At 44.9% G+C, this 20,878-nt stretch carries 16 protein-coding genes; 3 read left to right on the top strand and 13 right to left on the bottom strand.

The window, feature by feature from the left end:
- The 10 genes from ON16_RS15765 to ON16_RS07310 form a co-directional block, all read right to left on the bottom strand.
- The coding region (locus ON16_RS15765; protein ID WP_202949447.1) for a prepilin peptidase at positions 1-499 on the bottom strand (499 nt) is incomplete at its 3' end.
- 1 nt (position 500) lies between these two features.
- Positions 501-857, bottom strand: a complete 357-nt coding sequence (hxsD, locus tag ON16_RS07275; protein ID WP_051131598.1) for a His-Xaa-Ser system protein HxsD — start codon at positions 855-857, stop codon at positions 501-503.
- Positions 858-929: 72 nt separating this feature from the next.
- Positions 930-2,489: an AlbA family DNA-binding domain-containing protein gene (locus ON16_RS07280; RefSeq protein WP_040660731.1), complete on the bottom strand. Its 1,560-nt coding sequence runs from the start codon at positions 2,487-2,489 to the stop codon at positions 930-932.
- Positions 2,490-2,519: 30 nt separating this feature from the next.
- Entirely contained in the window at positions 2,520-5,234 is a 2,715-nt protein-coding gene (locus tag ON16_RS07285; RefSeq protein WP_040660733.1) for a UvrD-helicase domain-containing protein, read from the bottom strand.
- Positions 5,235-5,284: 50 nt separating this feature from the next.
- The gene (locus ON16_RS15320) at positions 5,285-5,491 is read right to left on the bottom strand and encodes a helix-turn-helix domain-containing protein (protein WP_081579618.1); all 207 of its coding nucleotides are present in this window, start codon (positions 5,489-5,491) and stop codon (positions 5,285-5,287) included.
- A 199-nt stretch (positions 5,492-5,690) separates the two neighbouring features.
- A complete protein-coding gene (locus ON16_RS07290; protein ID WP_040660735.1) occupies positions 5,691-6,290 on the bottom strand; it encodes a hypothetical protein in 600 nt (199 codons plus the stop codon).
- Positions 6,291-6,360: 70 nt separating this feature from the next.
- Complete coding sequence (locus ON16_RS07295) at positions 6,361-6,882, bottom strand: hypothetical protein (RefSeq protein ID WP_040660737.1); 522 nt, start codon at positions 6,880-6,882, stop codon at positions 6,361-6,363.
- Positions 6,883-6,965: 83 nt separating this feature from the next.
- A complete protein-coding gene (locus tag ON16_RS07300) occupies positions 6,966-7,433 on the bottom strand; it encodes a GNAT family N-acetyltransferase (RefSeq protein ID WP_040660739.1) in 468 nt (155 codons plus the stop codon).
- Positions 7,434-8,083: 650 nt separating this feature from the next.
- Positions 8,084-8,284, bottom strand: a complete 201-nt coding sequence (locus ON16_RS07305; RefSeq protein ID WP_040660741.1) for a DUF3006 domain-containing protein — start codon at positions 8,282-8,284, stop codon at positions 8,084-8,086.
- 291 nt (positions 8,285-8,575) lie between these two features.
- Entirely contained in the window at positions 8,576-9,343 is a 768-nt protein-coding gene (locus ON16_RS07310; protein WP_081579619.1) for a GmrSD restriction endonuclease domain-containing protein, read from the bottom strand.
- A 133-nt stretch (positions 9,344-9,476) separates the two neighbouring features.
- Here ON16_RS07310 and ON16_RS15555 point away from each other — a divergent pair, with 133 nt between their 5' ends.
- Positions 9,477-9,848: a hypothetical protein gene (locus tag ON16_RS15555; RefSeq protein WP_144032063.1), complete on the top strand. Its 372-nt coding sequence runs from the start codon at positions 9,477-9,479 to the stop codon at positions 9,846-9,848.
- A gap of 222 nt (positions 9,849-10,070) precedes the next feature.
- On the opposite strand, the gene ON16_RS07315 is transcribed toward ON16_RS15555, so the two are convergent.
- On the bottom strand, positions 10,071-10,739 hold the full coding sequence (locus ON16_RS07315) for a magnesium chelatase domain-containing protein (protein ID WP_243441789.1): 669 nt from the start codon (positions 10,737-10,739) through the stop codon (positions 10,071-10,073).
- 381 nt (positions 10,740-11,120) lie between these two features.
- Here ON16_RS07315 and nifJ point away from each other — a divergent pair, with 381 nt between their 5' ends.
- Positions 11,121-14,654, top strand: a complete 3,534-nt coding sequence (gene nifJ / locus ON16_RS07320; protein ID WP_040660745.1) for a pyruvate:ferredoxin (flavodoxin) oxidoreductase — start codon at positions 11,121-11,123, stop codon at positions 14,652-14,654.
- Between the two features lie 402 nt (positions 14,655-15,056).
- Here nifJ and ON16_RS07325 read toward each other — a convergent pair whose 3' ends face one another.
- Together ON16_RS07325 and ON16_RS07330 are read right to left on the bottom strand one after the other, a co-directional pair.
- Positions 15,057-17,477, bottom strand: coding sequence for an efflux RND transporter permease subunit (locus ON16_RS07325; protein ID WP_040660747.1), 2,421 nt, complete (start codon positions 17,475-17,477; stop codon positions 15,057-15,059).
- 35 nt (positions 17,478-17,512) lie between these two features.
- Complete coding sequence (locus tag ON16_RS07330) at positions 17,513-19,876, bottom strand: YhgE/Pip domain-containing protein (protein WP_040660749.1); 2,364 nt, start codon at positions 19,874-19,876, stop codon at positions 17,513-17,515.
- Between the two features lie 314 nt (positions 19,877-20,190).
- Here ON16_RS07330 and ON16_RS07335 point away from each other — a divergent pair, with 314 nt between their 5' ends.
- On the top strand, positions 20,191-20,814 hold the full coding sequence (locus ON16_RS07335) for a TetR/AcrR family transcriptional regulator (protein ID WP_051131599.1): 624 nt from the start codon (positions 20,191-20,193) through the stop codon (positions 20,812-20,814).
- Positions 20,815-20,878: the final 64 nt, after the last annotated feature.

Raw genomic sequence — 20,878 nt, forward strand, 5'->3', positions numbered from 1 at the left:
GGTCGAATATGGTAACTAGGCATGTGCACTTGATATACTGTTTAACCATCAACTTAATATCTGCTTTTATTACACTCATTTTAAAGAAGTTTTTTTCTTTTATACCCAAATAAATTGACTCTCCAATGATATAGATATAAGCAATCGAAAATATAATTATCATGATGATTACAGTTGCTGTTACGTTATTACCTGCATAATAAATCCGTGCTGGAATTAAGAAAACAGTTAACATTAATAACTTGCTATCTCCAGCAGCCCAGATATGTAGAGCATAAAATGCAATGGATATAGCCATCATTACAGCAAGATTCAAGGCAAAAGCTATAACATAAACTTTGGCAAATATCGTGTAATATATGAGATTTCCTATCAGTCCTAACATAGCTGTAACAAAAAGCACTTTGTTTTGTATTAATCCATGCCTAATGTCTGTAACTGTGACAAAAATACAAGTGTAAATTAATAACGTTATAAGAAAAGCTTCATTGATGACCATACTATTTATCATACTTATCAAACCAATTAAATAAGATGTCCTCTGACTTTATAGTTTCATCGTCAATAAACCCTGTGTCAGAATCATCAACAATGGTAGAAGCAAGGGCTCTACCGATTATTAACTCTCTAATATTTTTTGTTTGTTGCATTACACCATACCTTGCAGTTTGTGTAATAACCTCGTTTATAAATTCTTTTTCTACGTTATTTTCTACATTATCCTCTTTTGCCCCAATATCTATGTAATAATATTTTTCATCAGTATCTAATGACATATAGTACTTTTCTGTGAAAAAATATGATGCCTTTACGATGGCTTCTTTTGGATATATTTCTTTTGTAAGTTTAATTCGCACAATTTTTCTCCCATCCTCATTTACGGTTAAGCCGGTTTATTTTTACTGTCTATTATCTACTACTCCAATTTCCTAAAATATAATTGGGTCTATATCATACTTAGTTAAAACCTGTATTCTTCTTTCTACCTCTTCTCCTTCTGGAGGGGCAGCAAAGGTTCCCTTTACCTTCTTGGTAGTACCATCTGAATATTTCATAATAAATTCCCAATTATACTCACTACGAACTTTTACTGTATAATCGGTTTTCCACTCTGTTGTAATAGGTTCAAGGAAATTCAAAAAACCCCTAATCCAATACTTATCAACTTTATACTTGAATACTTGCTCTGACTTTTTATCACTCTTGTTGAATAGCGAATGCCTAACTGTTCCATTTTCATGTATATCTATCTGTTCTTTAGCTACATTTTCTCTGCCTAAAATCGTCGCGGAGCTACTAGTGACCTTAACAGATATAATCCTTTTTACCTCAATACCTTGCCGCCTTCTACGATAATCAAATAGAAATCTATTGAAAGCAAATCCCGTAATGAGTTTATTGGTAACGTCCTTTATTTCTAACTTGTTATTTGAACTGATAGGGTAGCTCCTCAATTTCGCATCATCTATATATTGGTTAACTATTTCAGGGTTACACTCTATAGTCTGATGGAAATTCTCTTGGTCTGTTTTATTATCAAAATAAAGCACTACTTCATCAAATCTATATCTTGCCATCCTTTCTTCTTGATTTTCTTCATCATACAGAAACTGTTGTATGGCAAAATCTATGCTATCTTTTAACATATACCTATAATCAAATAACGTTTGTGTCTTGTAAACCGAGTCATGTATAAATCCCCATTCTGGGGCAGGTGTACTATACTTACCACTGTCCAATGTCACTATTTCAAATTGTTTTAAGACTGTTTCTCTGCACATTATTTTCAACGTAGCAAAACTGGTACTCTCATTACATTGATTATAAGAATAGAAAGGTCTATTGTCATGTCGCCTATCATCATCGTCCCATTCTTTAACCAGCTTGAAGTCAGGATTATATATGTTATAGTACGTGTCCTCAACTTGTTCCCACTCAATCTTATTCTTCAGCCTGTTGACAATTTGCTGCAAAGGGGGATTCAAAAGGCCAAGTCTTTTCTTCCAAAGCAATTCAATTTGACCCATAGGGCTATTCTCAGTGATTGGAGTGTTTCTATCGCCAGTTCTAGAATAGATATAACCGAATTGAAGCTCATTACTTCTCTTAGGTGTAGACTTTAAGTAATATGGAACATCAAAAGAATTATGTATTGTTAAAACATCGACCTCTTTACCAGTTATTTTAATTGTTTCTAAAGAGATGCTTGGGGTCAAATCCCCTGCAAAGACTGTGCTATGTAATAGTGTTAAGATATTTTCCTGATTCTTTCGATTAGGGCTATCATCAGAAAGTCCTATAATCTCGCCATTATCTGCAACACCTATAATGATATAACAGTCTTCATTATGAACTGTGTTTGCAAAACAGAGAATATCATGCAGCAATTTACCGTTATTACTATGCCATTCCTGCTTATAGTCCCAATAGTCACCTTCGGATTTTTTCTCAATAAGTCTGCAAATCTTATAATAAGTATCTCTGTTTATTTAAAACACCCCCTAATTGAGAAACGTTTTTTATTCAATCTTTAAAGTATTCTTACAACTTGGAAAATTGGTGCATCCATAGAAAGGACCATATGGTCCTTTTCTTTTCGTCATATACCCTCCACACACTGGACACACTATTTGGTCATTCAGAATCTTAATATCACTTAAAGTACAATCACAAGCAGGAAAGTTGCTGCAACCTAAGAAACTGTTTCCTGCAGTCTCATTTGTTCGTACCACTAAATGTCCCTTTTTGCATTTAGGGCAATTAGGATTATCAGTTACCGTCTGTTGTTCTGATAGTGTTTCATACTTAATTCCAAAATCTTTTATCAATTCTTCTACGAAAACAGATTTTTTCTCGTCTGGTGCAAGGAGGTATGTTGTATTTTTGGTTCTGGTTAATGCAACATAAAATAATCTTCGCTCTTCTGCAAAAGCAAATGTATCCAAATCAGTAAGCACCAAAGATAATATAGGGTCATCTGATATTTTGTTTGGAAAACCAACAAGTTTATTCTCCAAATTGATTATTATGACATTATCTGCTTCCAATCCCTTAGACCTATGCGCAGTCAAATAAGTTATCTTCAGCTCTGGATATGCCAAATATTTAATCACCTTTTGACTTTTTGTTTTCTTAAGTTCAAACTCCTGACTCTCCTCAAGGAAGTCTATATCGAAGTTGTTCCTACCCAAAATGGTTAACTCGGCATCCTCTCCAAAATTATACACAATTTCATCAATGGCCTTCATTATTGCAGGGCATAAGTCCTTATTGTACCCTATGACCCTTATTGGATTGCTATGGTGCTTATCTGATTTCAAATCCTTTTTAAGTTGCTTTGGATTCTTCATAACAAGTTTACCTGCTATGTTTATCAATTCTTGAGAGTTTCTATAAGTCTTTTCAATCTTCAACAGTTCATAATAGCCGACAGCCTGTCCAAAGTTGGTAAATAGGTCAATATCACTTCCAGCAAATCTATATATCGATTGCCAATCATCTCCCACACAAACTAGCTTGGCATCGGTCCTTTTCTTTATCTCTCTAATTAAATTAAACCTGCTCAATGAGATGTCTTGGTACTCGTCAATAATAATATACTTATAGCTGAACTCACCTTTTCCGTCTTTTACGACTTCTGTTGCTAGATTTATCATATCATTAAAATCTATTCTTTCAGATTGCTGTAACTTTTCCTGATATAGCTTATAAATCGGTTCTACAATATCTAAAAAAATTAAGCTCCTATCTCTAAGAAACAAGTTGTTAATACCAATGACTTGCTTATGTAAGCTATCAAAAGCCTGCAAACTATAGCCATTTGATTTATAAAGGTTTATAAAAGAACTTATTAGTTTCTTAAATTCAGTCAGATATTTGTTTTTCTTTTGAAAAAATATTTGTTTATATATTTCAAAGAAATCTACTTCCTTAAATTCCACATTGACTGCTTTTAGCTTTTCTTCGAGTTCTGATAACAGCCTGCCCTCCCGATTGTAGTAAGAGTAAGTTTCAATGAGAGTAGTGTTATTTTGCTTATGAAACCCTTGTTTCCACCTCATATCATCAATATATTTCTCTTCTTCAATTTTTGATAACCAGGGGGTTTTATTATCTTTTGTAATTCCAAAATGCTCTATGTAAATATCAAAATCAGGTAAGTAGAAATCTGGTCTGTAGCTTTTTCTGTATTTGTCTGGTGATTCATATGGATATTTGGCCTCATATTCATAATTAATACCATTAAGAAATAGAAAATTAGCTATAATTACTTCTTCCAGGCTTTTTACAGTTTCACCATGCAATGTCTGCCGATTAACTTTGAGTGAATCAGCAAGACTTTCAACTTCTTCTTTATTATTTTCTAGCTTACCTTTTATAGTTTCAAAATCTACCGTTCGGTAATAATCATAACAATCACCTAAGCTATCAAACTCTTCCCAATCTTTAGGTATGTTTAGGTAGTACCCAAAGAAGTTAATAATGTTTTGAATTTGCTTTTTATCGCCCATTAAATGTTCACTAAAATACTTATCAATTAACTGTGAAAGAAAATCATCTTCAACTACATCATACCTTTTGCCTCTGTTTTTTGTTATTATTTCAAGACCCAGCTTGTGGAATGTCTTAGATTCTACCTGAATTTTTAGCTTCTTAGTGATTCTTTGGTTCATCTCTTCAGCTGCTTTGGCTGTGAATGATATTAGCAGTATTTCTTGAGGTAAGACCCCTTTAACATCCACTAAATACTTAACTTTGCCTGAAATTGTTAGGGTCTTACCACTTCCAGCCCCAGCTAAAACCAAGTTGTTTACTTCATCTACAACGACAGCTCGACGTTGCTGCTCATCTAATGACTTACCATCTATGTTGTCTAATAAAGCTTTGTTTTTGTCCAATTCGTTTTCAATGTAGAGCTCATTCCATTTCTTCACATAGCTTGATAAACTCAAGAATGTTTCTTTGAATTCGTCTAATCTCGAAAGCTTTAATTTTGTACGTGGTGACGTGCTAAAAAAGTCAAAGGTTTCTTTATATGTCTTTAAAAGCTCTTCTTCCGCTGGCTTTGTAAAATAATCCTTTTTCAATATGTCAATCTTATTAAAAAAACTTTCTATTCGCTCTAATTCTAAAATAACAACAGGGTCTTTCTTTAGCTGATAAATTTTATAATAATAAATACAACCGCCAATGATGACCGAAGAAATGAGTAAAACAATAACAATGTCGGGCATGGTCTCAACCTTTCTATATTAAAAAGTTCCTTATCACTCGAATTCATAAATCACTTGATTTCAACTATTTGTTCAACAGAAACTCCTAAGTGTATACATAGCTTTTCTATTGTTTTTAAAGAAACTGATTCATTTTCTTCTTTTTTAGCATTTAATTTAGACATAGTGTTCGGGGATATACCCAATTTCTTTGCCAACTGTGTCACTTCGATATTTCTGTCTGCTACCAATATTCTAAATGGCCTATATGAAATCACTTGAGTACCCCCTTTGTTTCTTACAACTAAATCTTGACATCAATTTCTATAATTATATACCTTTCTCCAAAATATTACAATTATTATATTCTAAATATAGAAATTTATAGTTAAAATATATAATTTTATAGCATTGTGTTATAAAAAAGCAAAGAAGGAAGGTATCCTTACAGATAACCTTCCTTCTTTAAGTTTCGATTTATAGCAAAGGTTCTATTACCTTAGCTAAGTATAGCTCCATTGGATTCAAAACATCTTTATTCATTAACTCTAAAGTTCTAAACCACATATCCAAAATATACAGTCTGCTCGCTACTATGTTATGCGCCACTTTTATGCTTTTAATAGATTTTCTCTTATTATGCTTAATAATAATAATGTTTCTATCGCCTTTTGACCTATCAAGAGGTCTAAAGTCCATAGCATTGACAAGGCATAGGTCGTGGAGGGTCACTTTATACCCACGATAATAAACACCATCTAACTCTACATAAATCCTATCTTCTTTAATTTTGGTGTATCCAATTTTGACTTTACCCTTTTCTGTGGGTATAAGACGTTGTTTCCCGTTAATCACATCTGACTCACGATGAATGGTTGTTGTATGCACAACAACTGGTTTCGCCATGAGAATATAATTGTGGAAAGTCCTTTCACCTTGATTTTTTACCAAATCAAAAGCGCCCTGATAAAACTCAACAAACTCTTCATTAGTAGTAATAAATGTTCTATACTTTGGTGTAATTGGATAAAAGTTCGGATTTCTGCAAACCACCATAAAAAATTGCTGTTTGCTCATCACTGGGCCTCGTTTCAATAACCTGGCGTTAGTAAACAACAATTCGTTATCTCTTTAAAGCCCGAAATATCTATAATTTTTGCAAAGTAATAATATTTATATTATTGTATTTGCTGCGAATATTTTCAACATGTTTTACCTTTGGATTTTTTGCATAGTAGACTACATATCGAAAAGCCGCTAACGTATTAGAATTAACTTTTGAAGTATCTAACAGTAGCTTTCTGTTGCTATCTGGTGACGTTGATGCAAAGCACTCGCAAATGATGCTTTCATCTTCTGAAATAACATCATAACCAGATTCTGTACCAAAATTAACTATAAAACTGTGAGAGGGATGTTTTGTTAAAAGAATTTCTACTGCTGCAAGGCACGTAAGATAGGTAAAAGTCTGATTTACTTGCTCAATAAAGTTTGTGCTATGATTAAATAAAGGGTCAAACCCACATTCTTCAAATTTAATCTTTTTTAGAAAGTCTATACCATCACCAGCTTGCAATAGCTCTCCCAGCTTAGAATTAGTCGTTTCAACAATCTGTTGCCGAAGAGAATCTATTTGCTCTTGGTTTCTAAATTCAATCTGTTTCTTCACAAGTCACATCCTTTCTTGTAGAGTATCAAAAAACAAAATACATATAACGGACCAAATGGGTAGTTTTGGACTTCGTGTTATACTTATTTGGCGGGGTGCTTTTCCATGATAAAGTTTGTAAGTTCTACACCATTACGAATGGCCTTGTTTTCACGGACAACATGATAACCGTGCTTTTCAAAAAACGGTTTGGCAGTAATAGAAGCGTGTGTAGTAAAAACGAAAACATCATGTGTAGCAGCCTGTCTCTCAAGTTTAGTTATAATCGCTGTGGCAATGCCCTTGTCTTGATAATCTTTGTGAATAAATAGCCTGTCAAGATAACCACTATCATCCATATCACCAAATCCCACAACCACGTTGTTTTCTTCTGCAACAAGTGTGTTGTGTTCTAAAAAAGATTTGTCCCAAGCATGCATATCTATATTACCTGTTGCCCAAGCATCCAGTTGTTGCCTTGTATAATCTTTGGCATTAATTTCATGGACTGTGTTATAAAATAGTTTTGCAATCTCCACACAGTCTTCAGATTTGTATTTTCTTATATCCATAAGCTCTTCCTCCAAAAATATAAATAATCCCCTGTACACTATAACATAACATTACTCAACTTTTTAATATACAGAAAATACCTTATCATTATCCTTACTGTTACCTTGTCTAAAACACATTGCCTACTAACATGTATCTAGTCATTTGAGGTGCAAATGAAATCAATGTTTCCAGGTTCAAATTTGCATAAGAATTCGTCAAAAAAAGTCTGTATTTTTTTCAAATTTCAGATTTTTGGTTCTTTGTCCTTCTTGATTAGAGAGTACCACACATTTAGCTGTTTAACATGCCATTCCGAAAAACCTTGATATATCAAGGTTTTTTGCCATTTTGCAAGCATGAATTTTGCTAATCCGTGACTCAGATTTTCTAGCTATGTTGTGTTGCTACCTCATGGTTCTGTTTTGCCTTGTATTTATGCGATTTTAATGATTTCTTATACGTAAGAAGAGTGCCATATATAGACACCCCCTTATAGTAAAAATCTGAAATTCAAAATTTTTTTCTTCAGATTACTGTATCATACCTTAAACAAATTTTGAAGCAGTGTAGGAAGATTGTTGTAAAGTTGTAATAATTATAACTTACCCATTCCTCATTATTATACTATTCACTCTATACACACCTTTATAGATTATTTATACAAAACTTATTTCTTAAAAATCGAATTCATTTTCTTTTTCGTATTCTCTTGTCTATTCTCTGTTTCATTCTCATTACACGAGATAGTTATTATACTACCCTCTTTTGCATTTTCAGGTATAAGGGTCTTCAGCATATTTACCATTGTACCATCTTCTAACTCGACAACAGCATATTCACCCTCAAACCTATCAATTATCACCTTCATATTTCTCAATCTCCTTTACTTAGGCGGATTACACCTTGAACAAGGTGTTAAACCCATACTTTGTGCTTCGGATACAGTTGTTTCTATACTACTCTTTAAATAAGGACAATCAGCATTGTGATACTTTGTCCCTGTCTTTGTCCTATAAACTACAGCAGTATTATCAGTTGTAGTAGATTCTGTTTTTACATTGTTTTCTTCAACAACAGTAGGTGTAGGTGGGGCATTTGCTTGTATAAAACAACTGACTTCTTTAATCTCACTGCACCATCAACCCCAATCAAAACTATTTTAGTACAATATAGTCTCCACGTCCAAATCAAATATCTCACCAATTTGTTCACATAACCAGTTAAATCTATCTTGTACTGATTCCTCATTCCACTGTTTTTTATAAGTACTTGCCATGTAATCATTCACAATTTTTTGAGAAATTTGGTATACAGTTACTTGCCCCTGCTTGGTTACTGTCTTTTTACCGTTCTTATCTAACCCTTGATAAATAAAGATTTTCTCATTGAAAGGGAAGTTCTGTGCTGCCTTATTCTTTGTACCACTCAACAAAGTCAAATTACCTAAAGTGTTTAGATACTGACCACCCTTAGGGAACATTTTCAACCATTTACTATTCTCTGCAGGTGTTTGTGGGTATACATGCTCAACATTCAGAGACTTGTAATCAAGAGAGATAAAGGAAACCTCATCTTCATCTGTCTGATAATACTCAATTACAGCAAGGACAGCTTTTAACCAACCTTCATAGTAAACCTCACCCTTCAGCTTACTTAAAACCTGTTGTTTTGTATTCATAGCATTTAACTTATCTTCCATTATAGCTTTTAAGCTATCAACAGAATCTTTGTTTTTAATGCCAATAAGGATATTGAAAAGAGTTTGTTTTAAACTATTTAACGTAACCCCTGCTATGTAATTCAAGAAGAAGAAATTCCTTAAAGCTAACTGCAATTCTTCTTTATCGAGGTATTTTACGTGTTCTGCTGCTATTAACATAGTTGCCCAATACGAACCCCAAGGTAAATAAGGTAGGTATTTTTGCATCTCCTATATAATCTGCAAAAATATCCCTTATCAGATAGTCCAATGTGGTTGTAATCAAAGATGCTTGGTCATTTCTCACGTCACTTGTAAAAGCCCAATTATTACACAAGAATCGTAAAATCAAACTGGATTCTTGGGATATTGTGAGTTTACTTATAAGTTTAGAAACAAACTACCTGATTACTTTGCACCTGAAACTTACACTGAAAAAATCAGACATGGTAAAGTCATAAAACAAGAATCATCACCTATACATCCTTTCGATGACTCTAATTTATCAGAAGCTGAACGATATGACTTGCTTGATAAAACTACTAAGAGTCAATGGCCAACAGGTCAATCAAAATATATTTTGAACAGTAATGCTTTTTATACTCAAACAGGGGAGTTAGGTTATGTTTCTGAATTAGGTTTTGAGAACATATCAATTATGCAACAAATCAAGGACTATGCTCAGAAATTGTATGACGAGTTCTTACAAGTAAAGGAACGAAACAATTATTGAGAAAAGAGATTAAGGATTTATCCTTAATCTCTTTTCTCTCAGTCAACTAACATTTTATAAGTTTAAGTATCATCAGATACAACATCCTATTTTTACATATTTATGCGCTATAAAAAACATTGTAAATTTTTCAAATCTCAGATTTTTTGTGTTATACTATCTTTTGACAGGTCAATTTAAAGTTTTCACAACAGGCAAAAACCCCTTGAAATCAAAGGATTCCTAAACCATGAGCAAGCTAAACAACATAAGCAGATTGTGTCCGCCTGCCGCGGCGATCTCCAGCGCCCGCTTTACGTTTTCCTGTCCCATCACGTCCCGCAGGTCCGGTAAATCCTCTGCTTTCTCCTCCGGGGACCAGCTTTGGGCGGGGGAGAGGGGCAGTTCGCCCCGGAGATGGGCCACCAGCGCGCCCACGTCCGCCACGCCGTAAACCGCCAGGCCCCCGGCGAGCGTGGCCTCGGCGGCGTTTTCCGCCGGGACGAACAGGGTAGCGATCCCCGCCTCCTTTGCCGCCAGCGCCATGGGCAGCACGCCGGAGACGCCCCGAACCGCCCCGGTGAGGGACAACTCCCCCAAAAATGCCGCATCCGCCGGAATCTTCTTCAATTCCTCCGCGGCGGCCAGAATTCCAATGAAAATGGGCAGGTCATAAACCGTTCCTGCCTTTTTCTGATTGGCGGGGGCAAGGTTCACCGTAATGCGGCTGACGGGAAATTTTACCCCGCAGTTTTTCACCGCCGCCCGGACTCGCTCCCGGGCTTCCCGCACGGCGGCGTCGGGCAGTCCCACGATGTCAAAAGCGGGCAGTCCGCCGGAGAGAAAACACTCCGCGCCCACCTCGTAACCCGCAATGCCGTTCAGACCCAGAGAACGGACGGATACCACCATGAGCCCACCTCCTTAACGATTGACAGTATAGCGGCAAAACGCCTGAGAAATCGGCTTTTCTCATACCCGGTGTGCCAAAAAGGGTAGTCCGACAAGTGCAAAAAAAGCAGACAGTTCAAACCTGCCGGAAGAAGCGGAGTTATTTTACCACAGAATGACGGAGATTGGAACCCTCCCGGAAAAAAAGTGCTTAAAAAAGTGAAGTTCTTTTGGGGTTTCCGCAGAAAAATGGAGATTTGCGCAAAAAATAACAAAGTCAATATTTACAGGGCAAAACCACAGTGCTATAATGGTTCTGCACGAATATTCGTTCGGGAAAGCGGATTCGTGGTTTTGTTAAAATGCCGCAGTCAGATGCGGCAACTATTAGGAGGTAAGTTTATGGCAAGAAAGTTTAAGTCCATGGACGGTAACAACGCCGCTGCATACGTCAGCTATGCGTATACCGAAGTGGCGGGAATCTATCCGATTACCCCGTCCTCCCCCATGGCAGACCTGGTGGACCAGTGGTCCGCCGCCGGCCAGAAGAACATCTTTGGCACCAAAGTTAAGGTGTGCGAGATGCAGTCCGAGGCGGGCGCCTCCGGCACCGTCCACGGTTCTTTGACCGCCGGCGCCCTGACCACCACTTACACCGCTTCTCAGGGCCTGCTGCTGATGATCCCCAACATGTATAAGATGGCCGGCGAGCTGCTGCCCGCCGTGTTCCATGTCTCCGCTCGTACGGTGTCTACCCATGCGCTGAACATTTTCGGCGATCACTCTGACGTGATGGCCTGCCGCGCCAGCGGCTTTGCGCTGCTGTGCGAAGGCAACGTGCAGGAGGTCATGGACCTCTCTCCCGTGGCCCATCTGGCCGCCATCGAGGGCCGCGTTCCCTTCGTGAACTTCTTTGACGGTTTCCGTACCTCTCACGAGATTCAGAAGGTCGCCGTGTGGGACTACGAGGATCTGAAGGAAATGTGCGATATGGACGCTGTGACCGCGTTCCGCAAGCACGCGCTGAATCCTGAGCGCCCCAACATGCGCGGCTCTCACGAAAACGGCGATGTTTTCTTCCAGCACCGCGAAGCTTGCAACCAGTATTATGATGCTCTGCCCGCTGTGGTGGAGAAGTACATGGGCAAGATCAATGAGAAGCTGGGCACCGATTATCAGCTGTTCAACTACTATGGCGCAGCCGACGCCGACCGCGTCATCATTGCCATGGGTTCTGTGTGCGACGTGACCGAAGAGGTCATTGACTACATGAATGCACACGGCGAAAAGGTCGGCCTGCTGAAGGTCCGTCTGTATCGCCCCTTCGCTCCCGAGAAGATGCTGGCCGCTATCCCCGCCACGGCCAAGAAGATCGCTGTTCTGGACCGGACCAAGGAGCCCGGCTCTCAGGGCGAGCCTCTGTATCTGGATGTTGTCACCGCATTCGCAAACGCCGGCCGTCAGGCCACCATTATCGGCGGCCGTTATGGTCTGGGCAGCAAGGATACCCCGCCCCGGAGCATTTTTGCCGTGTATGACGAGTTGGCCAAGGCGGAACCCCGCCGTCAGTTCACCATCGGCATCGTGGACGACGTTACCAACCTGTCCCTGCCTGAGCCCAAGTCTCCCTCTACCGCTGCGGCGGGCACCATCGAGTGCAAGTTCTGGGGTCTGGGCGGCGACGGTACCGTCGGCGCAAACAAGAACTCCATTAAGATCATCGGCGACCATACCGACAAGTACATTCAGGCGTACTTCCAGTATGACTCCAAGAAGACCGGCGGCGTGACCATCAGCCATCTGCGCTTCGGTGACAAGGCGATCCGTAGCCCCTATTACATCAACAAGGCCGACTTCGTGGCCTGCCACGTTCCCGCTTACATCTCCAAGGGCTTCCCCATCGTCCGCGATGTGAAGCCGGGTGGCACCTTCCTCATCAACTGTCAGTGGGACGATGCGGAGCTGAGCGAGAAGCTGGACGCCGTTTCCAAGCGCTATATCGCTGAGAACGACATTCAGGTTTACACCATCGACGCCATCGACTTGGCTCGGAAGATCGGCATGGGCAAGCGCACCAACACCATTTTGCAGTCCGCCTTTTTCTCTCTGGCCAAGGTTCTGCCGGGCAGCGAGGCTGTGGGCTACATGAAGGATGCCGCCACCCATTCCTACCTGAAGAAGGGTCAGGACGTGGTGGATATGAACCACAAGGCCATCGACATGGGCGCCACCGCTTATAAAAAGTTCAATGTGCCCGCCGACTGGAAGGACGCGAAGGACGCCGTGGAGCCCAAGAAGGCCGTCGGTGCTCCCGCTCTTGTCAAGCAGGTGGAAGACATTTTGTGGCCCGTGGGCAAGATGGACGGCGACAGCCTGCCCGTTTCCGCATTCATGCCTCATGTGGACGGCCAGTTCGAGCTGGGCGCAGCCGCTTATGAAAAGCGCGGCGTGGCTGTCAGCGTTCCCACTTGGGACGCAACCAAGTGCATCCAGTGCAACCAGTGCGCTTATGTCTGCCCCCACGCCACCATCCGTCCCTACGCGCTGACCGAGGAGGAGGCCAAGGCCGCTCCCGCCGATGCGAAGATCGTGGACGTGAAGGCCGGCAAGGGCAAGGGCGTTTACAAGTTCACCATGGCCATCTCTCCGCTGGACTGCATGGGCTGCGGTGTGTGCGTGGGCCAGTGTCCCGTGGATGCTCTGGCCATGGTTTCTCAGGAGCAGGAAGCTCCCCAGCAGGCTGTCTTCGATTATTGTGTCTCCAAGGTTTCCGAGAAGAAGGATATGCAGGACAACACCGTCAAGGGCAGCCAGTTCAAGCAGCCCCTGCTGGAGTTCTCCGGCTCCTGCGCCGGCTGCGCCGAAACCAGCTATGGCCGTCTCGTCACCCAGCTGTTCGGCGACCATATGTATATCGCCAACGCCACCGGCTGCTCCTCCATCTGGGGTGGTCCCGCCGCTACTTCTCCTTATTGCGTGAACAAGGAAGGCCGCGGTCCCGCATGGTCCAACTCTCTGTTCGAGGATAACGCAGAGTTTGGTCTGGGTATGTTCCTGGGCCAGAACGCCATCCGCACCAGCCTGATCGAGAAGCTGGAAGTTGCCGCCAAGGTTGAAGCGAACCCCGCCGAGACCCGCGCCGCTATCCAGAAGTATTTGGATACCGTTGACAATGCCGAGGCCAATGCCGAGGCGGTCAAGGCTCTGATTCCCCAGTTGGAGAAGGGTGCTGCCGCCGGCTGCGCCGACTGCAAGGAAATCCTCGCCAACAAGGAATATCTGGCTAAGAAGTCCATGTGGATCTTCGGCGGCGACGGCTGGGCCTATGATATCGGCTTTGGCGGCGTGGATCACGTCCTTGCCTCCGGCAACGATGTGAACATCTTCGTCTTCGATACCGAGGTCTATTCCAACACCGGCGGACAGGCGTCCAAGGCTTCCAACATCGGTCAGGTCGCTCAGTTCGCAGCTGCCGGTAAGGAAGTCAAGCAGAAGTCTCTGGCTGAGATTGCCATGAGCTATGGCTACATCTATGTGGCTCAGGTCGCCATGGGCGCCAACCCCGCTCAGACTTTGAAGGCGATTCAGGAGGCCGAGGCATATCCCGGTCCGTCCCTGATCATCGGCTATTCCCCCTGCGAGATGCACAGCATCAAGGGCGGCATGATGAACGCTCAGAAGGAAATGAAGAAGGCTGTGGACTGCGGTTACTGGAACCTGTTCCGGTTTAACCCCGCCGCCGAGGGCGCAAAGTTCATTCTGGACTCCAAGGAGCCTGCCGGCGGTTATCAGGAATTCCTGATGAACGAGGCTCGCTATTCCCGTCTGACCCGCGAGTTCCCCGAGCGCGCCAACACCCTGTTCGCCAAGAGCGAAGAGGCTGCCAAGGAGCGTTTCGAGAAGCTGGTCAAGCTGAAGGCTATGTACGCCGACTGATTGAAAAGCGGCAATCCGAAAACCTGATGAAAAGTCCCGGGCGCTTTGCGCCCGGGACTTTTTTGTGTGCTTTCCGGCAGAGAGCAACAGTGGTCAAGAGAAAAAGAAAATAGATCAATGGAGAAGGGCAGAGAGCGCTACTCTGCAAAGTGGTATAGAGAGACGATTAGGCAGAGAGACAGAGCTGCGAAAGAAAACCTGCGCGGAGACAAGGCGGCCAGCCTGCATATCAGCGGTGACTTTAAAAAATCAGTGTCGGCATCTATTTTTAGATGCCAGCACTGATTTGCGGTTTCGGGCCGCTTGGGCGGTTTCTTTTGCATGATGCGTTAAATGTGGTTGCCCCGATCTTTCCTCCCGGCGTTTCCGAGGGAAAGGGTCGGATGCCGACGCATGACGCGTTTAATGCGTCTGAGCCGGTTCCTTTTCTGGCGCTTCCTCAGCGTCGGGAGAAGGGGCCTCTTCCGGGGCGGCGGGCTTTTTACCCTTGCGGTGGAAAAGTGCCTTTTTAGGTCTATCTGCGTGCTTTTCCTTTTTAAAAGCCTTTTTGCCGCTTGCGGGTTCCTCTGTTTTTTGAGAGATCATCTCCGTTTGGGAATCTAACAGCGGTACTTTTTCGTCGGAAGTAGTTCCCTGAGCCGCCGAAAAGGTTTCGTCATCGGCCGGAGGGAGGGAGATGGAATCGTTTTTCTTCCCGGTGGGAAGTTTTTCTGCGGCAGAGGACAGCGCCTTTGCAATGCGAGAGGGCTTCACCGGCGGCGTGACCCGCCAATACCGGCTGGTCTTGTTGAACACCGGCTCACACACGCTGAGAATGGAGGGCATGATGAAAATGCTCATTGCGGCGGAAATCAGTGCGCCACGGGCCAGCATGACGCAGATCGTACCGATCAGGTCGATGCTGGAAACGAAGGAAACGCCCAGCGTTGCGCAGAAGAGCACCAGAGAGCTGGTGATAATGGAGGGGTCGGAGGAGGTAGCGGCAATGTGGATGGCCTCGTCCCGGCTCTTTCCGGCCCGCAGTTCCTCCTGAAAACGTGTCGTCATTAAAATTGCGTAGTCCACCGTAGCGCCCAACTGAACACAGCCGATGATGGTGGGTGCGATGAATGGGATTTCGGTGCCGGTGAAATAGGGAACGCCCTGATTGATAAAGATCGCCAATTCGATGGAGGACACCAGCACTACCGGAACAGAGATGGACTGGAACACGATGGCGACAATCAAGAAAATCGCAGCCACAGAGATGTAGTTGGTTACGTTGAAGTCCACGGCGGAAGTTTCAATCAGGTCGTTGGTCATGGCGGCCTCGCCGGTGACCAGAGCTTGAGGGTCATACTGCTTGATAATGCTTCGCATCTGCTCCAACTGCTGGGCGACCTCGGTAGATGCGGTGGCATACTTGGAGTTTACCATCATCATCTGCCAGCCGTCCTGCTTCAGCATGGTGCGGACATCCTCCGGTACAAAGAACTCCGGGATACCCGCGCCCAGCATGGAGTGATAGGACAGAACCGAGGTGATGCCGGGCAGATTTTTAAGTGCGGTCTCCATGTCGCTCATATCTGTGGCGGAGACATCGTCCCGCAGGACCACAAAGTGAGACGTGGCCATGTCGAAGTCATCTTTCATCTTTTCGTTGGCGACGATAGAGGGCAGATCCTGCGGCAGGGACTCATCCAGCTTATAGTAGATGCCCGCGTGGTTTTGCGCATAGATGGCGGGCACGAACAGCAGCAGCGCCAAAACCACATAGCGCCAACGATGCTTGAGAATGCGGACGTTGATTTTGTCAAAGCTTGGAATCAGCGTCCGGTGCTTATGCTTGTCGATTTGTTTGTCAAAAAGCAGCACCAGAGAGGGGAGAACCAGAATCACGGTGGCAATGCCCAGCACAACGCCCTTTGCCATGACGATGCCGATGTCCCGGCCCAGCGTCAGGCGCATGAAGCACAGGGCCAAAAAGCCCGCGATAGTAGTCAGGCTGCTGCCGGAGAGGGAGCTGAATGCCGCCACGATGGCGCTTGCCATGGCGTCCCGTTTGTCCTCGTGATTTTCACGTTCCTCCTCATAGCGCCGGTAGAGGAAGATCGAATAGTCCATAGTCACGCCCAGCTGCAAAACGGCGGCAATGGCCTTGGTCAAATAGGATATCTCACCTAAAAAGATATTGGAACCGAAGTTGTAAATGATGGCAAGTCCAATGCTGGCGAGAAAGATAAAGGGCAGCACCGTGGACTCCAGCGTCACAGACATGGCCACCAGCGCCAAAATCACAGCCAGCCCCACAAAGAGGGGCAGCTCGCTGTCCATCAGGTCGCGGGTATCCTTGATGACCACCGAGAAGCCCGCCAGAAAACACTTGTCGTTGCAGACAGAGCGCACCTGATCAATGGCTTCCATCGTCTCGTCGGACGCGCCGGGGTGGTCGTACTGAATGACCATCATGGTGGCGTCTCCAGCGTAAAACATCTCTCGCAAGTCGGCGGGAATAAAGTCGGTGGGGATTTGGATGCCCACCAGACTGCTCACCCAAATAGCGTTGCTGACGCCGGGAATCTCCTGAATGTCCTGAATCAGCTGGCTGCTGTAACCTGCGGGCATTCCCTCTACGATCAGCATACTGGTGGCGGCCATCTGGAACGGCTCCTCCAGCAGCTTCTCGCCTTGGGAGGACTCTGCGTCCTGCGGCAGATACGAAAGAATATCATAGTTGATGCGAGTGGCAATAAAGCCCATCCCCGCCGGGATCAGAAGCAAAACGGCAATCAGCGCGATCAGCTTGGGCTTGCGGGTTAGGCCGTGCGCAACTTTTTGAATCACAGGGAGTCACCTTCCTTTTCCATATCGGCGCTCCCTCAGTGGAAGATTCCGGTGATGGCGGACCACAGATCCTTGAACATCTGCCCAACCCGGCTCCAGAAAGTGCCCTTGTCCGCAGCTACCGCCGCTGTTTCGGTGTCCTCCTCGTCGGGGACCTTGATCTCCTGAGAACGAATCAGGACCTGAACGCTTTGAGGCGTGGGGTTTTGCAAGGAGGTCAGAGACACCGGGCTGGCTGTGGAGTCCATGTTCAGCAAATTGTCCACGTCGCCGGTGTGCTCATGCCAAGTGTCGGTAATGATGCTGTCCAGATTTGATTTTGTGTCCTTAATGTCCTTGCTGGTGGCAAGGGCGGCGGCAGTCCGGCGCAAAGCGGAGGCCAGTCCTTCCAGCGTCTGCTTGGTTCCGGCATCCAGCTGCACACCGGAGGTCTTTGCCAGATTCTCCGTGTCGGTAATCAGCTTTTCGGCGTTTCGGATGGAGCCGGCGGCAGTGACACTCAAATCCTCCAGCGTTTTCAACGTCTCTTGCAGCTTTGGCTCATAGGCATCCACCGCATTATGCAGATTTTGTACGTCGTCCAGCAGCTGAGATGCTTTTTTGGTTACTTTTTGGCTAACTCCGGCAATACCGGATACGTCCCCCATGACATTGGCAAGACTGCCCATCTCATCGCACACCCGGGCCAGTCCGCCCGCAAGGTTGGCTGTGGAGGTCGCCACACTGCTCATGCTGTCACCCGCGGAGCTGACCGTGTCGTTCAGTCCGCCCATAGCTGCCAAAATCAGCTCCAGCGCGGCCTTGTCGCCGCGGGTGTAAACCTCCCACAAATTGTTCATCAGCGCGGCTTTTTCCGCATTTCCTGTCACCACGGTGCAAAACTGCTGAAACGTCTTGGGAGAAGTGTTGTCATAGGCTGTGCACAGTGGGTTCAGTTTGTCGTAGGCAGCCAGCAGCTTGCCGGAGGAATCGATACTGTAAATCAGGTCGCGATTGCCTGAGGCGCAAGCATTTGCCATACCGGTGGCCTGTGTGTCTGGATAGCCCTGATTGACAAAAAAGCCCTTGTAAAAAACAGTTCTATTTCCGCCCGCCGCGGTGAGTCCATCATATGTATTGTGCAGACTTACCACTGTGTTCAGCGTATCCTGATTCAGCCCACTCTGAGAGGAACCCTGTCCGCCGGAGGAATCGGTGTTGATATCCAAAAGCGCGGTTTGCAGACTTTTCAGGCTTCCTTGCAGTAAGCGCAACCGCCACATGACTTCCTGCGCATTGTCGGCGTTGTGTTCCAAGTTTTTCAGATCATTTTCAAGATCCGCCAGTTCCGTTTTCATGGAAACCGCCGTATTTACCAGCGTTTTTAGGGTTGCCTTGGAGTTTGTCAGCGTTTGGCTGGCGGCCTGAACCTGCTCCGCCATCGGATCAAGGAGAGCGGCGATGTTCTCAAAATCCATTTTGGAGGTGTCGATGCCGTCATAGATCGTGCCCTTTCCGGCGGAGATGATGCCCCGGGCCTTGTTCAACTGGTCAAGACCGCTGGCGCTGGCATAGAGACTGCCGGTCATGTTGCTTAGAGCGTCCAGCGTGGTGTCCAGACTCTTGTTCAGCTTTTCGTAATCATCTTCCAGCTCATCCTTCCGGCTGCTTAGATCAGCGATCTGATCCAGCTGGGCCAATGTGGCCGGAACCATTAAAAATGTCATGCCGCCAAAGGAGAAGTCCTCCGCGCCCACCTCAATGGTGAAGTGCTGTTCCTCGCCCGGCAGGGCCAGAAATAGAACCATCCGCAGATTGCCCACCAGCTGAACCTGTGCGCCATCCGCCTTCAGGGAGAGAATGTCGTCCTGATTAAACAGGGCCATGGCCTCCAGCGTATAGTTGTTTTTTGCATAGTCACTGGCGGCTTCATTTGGAACGATATCCAGATTAATGTCCACCACGCCGGTTTTTCCCGCCAAATCCTCTGCCTTTGTGGGAACGCCGTTGAGCAAATAGGACATGGAGATTGTCCACGGCAAAGCGGTGAAGGGAGCCGTGGTCTTTCCCTCAAAATAGAAGTGAGACGGTGTATTGCTTTCGTCAAATTGGAAGGTGGTGACGCCGTCGCGGCTGGTGGGAAGGGTGCCGTCGGTCAGGTTCACAACCTCGTCATAGACACCATAATCCGTGAGCGTCGTGACGCCGTTGAGTGCGTAGCTTTTCACCACGCTGCCCTCCGTCAGGTTGCCATAGTAGTCCAGTGTGGCATAATACGCCTCGTCATAAGTAGGGGTTACGCCGTTGCCAATCGGCTCCGCCGCCCAGACGGGAACGACGGACATCGGCACTGCTGCCGCCAACAGCAGCGCAAATGCGCGGGTAATCCGGGAGGCGCGGAAGCGGGGTTTCTGAACCATGAAAATGCTCCTCTCAATTATAGACAATTGTTCGCTAATGTATGAATGTCAATTTATTACTAGAGAGGATTATAGTCTGCGCGGTGGAAAAATGCAAGAGTGTTTCTGAAAAATAATCAACAAAAATTGATTAATAAAATTTTGTTGATTTCTGAACACAACCGGGATATAATACCCAAAGAACGGCTATAAAGGTATTTGACCGATGCACAGGTTGCTAAGGCAGTCTGAAATGCACTGCGGCGCGTCAACTTTTGTGCAAAAGTATTTGCGGTCGGATTGCGGGATTTAGCTGGAGTGAAAGGGGCAAGAAAATGACCGAAAAGCTGGAGGACCGGCGATCACGGCGTTCGCAAAAGCTGCTGAAGCAGGGATTGCTGGAGCTCATGCGGGAAAAAAAGTTTTCCGCGATTTCTGTTCGGGATGTGACGGAGCGGGCAGACATGAACCGGGGGACATTCTACCTCCATTATCCGGATACCACCGCACTGCTTCAAAGTGTGGAAGCGGACATGCTGGCAGAGGCGCAGATGCTGATCGATGCGCATATGGCAGAGTTTGAAATGGACGGCTCCCTGCGGCCGGTGTTCAAACCGATTCTGGACTACATCGTGGAGCACCGCCCGGAGTTTGAGGCACTGTTTGCCAACAATTCCACCAGTAATTTTACGGACAGTCTACAGGAGTTGATACACCGGAACGGTGTCAGTCTGGTGCAGGCGAAGTTCCACGGGGTATCTCCTACCCGAATGGATTATTTGATCAGTTTTGTTGGGTACGGGTTGATCGGTCTGATTAAAACATGGTTTGATCAGGATATGGTTTTACCCCGGGAGGAGTTGGTTCAACAGGCGGACCGATTGGTGAACGGTGCGGCGAAAGAAGCGCTTTTTGCCGCGGACGAAAAAAGGACGACGTCTGAAAACGCCGCTTTATAGGAAAAGGGGGGACGGCATGAACGTCTCCCTTTTTTGCAGTTAAATTTCAAATTTTTGTGGCAAG

This window comes from Oscillibacter ruminantium GH1, assembly GCF_000307265.1.
Taxonomy (GTDB): domain Bacteria; phylum Bacillota; class Clostridia; order Oscillospirales; family Oscillospiraceae; genus Oscillibacter; species Oscillibacter ruminantium.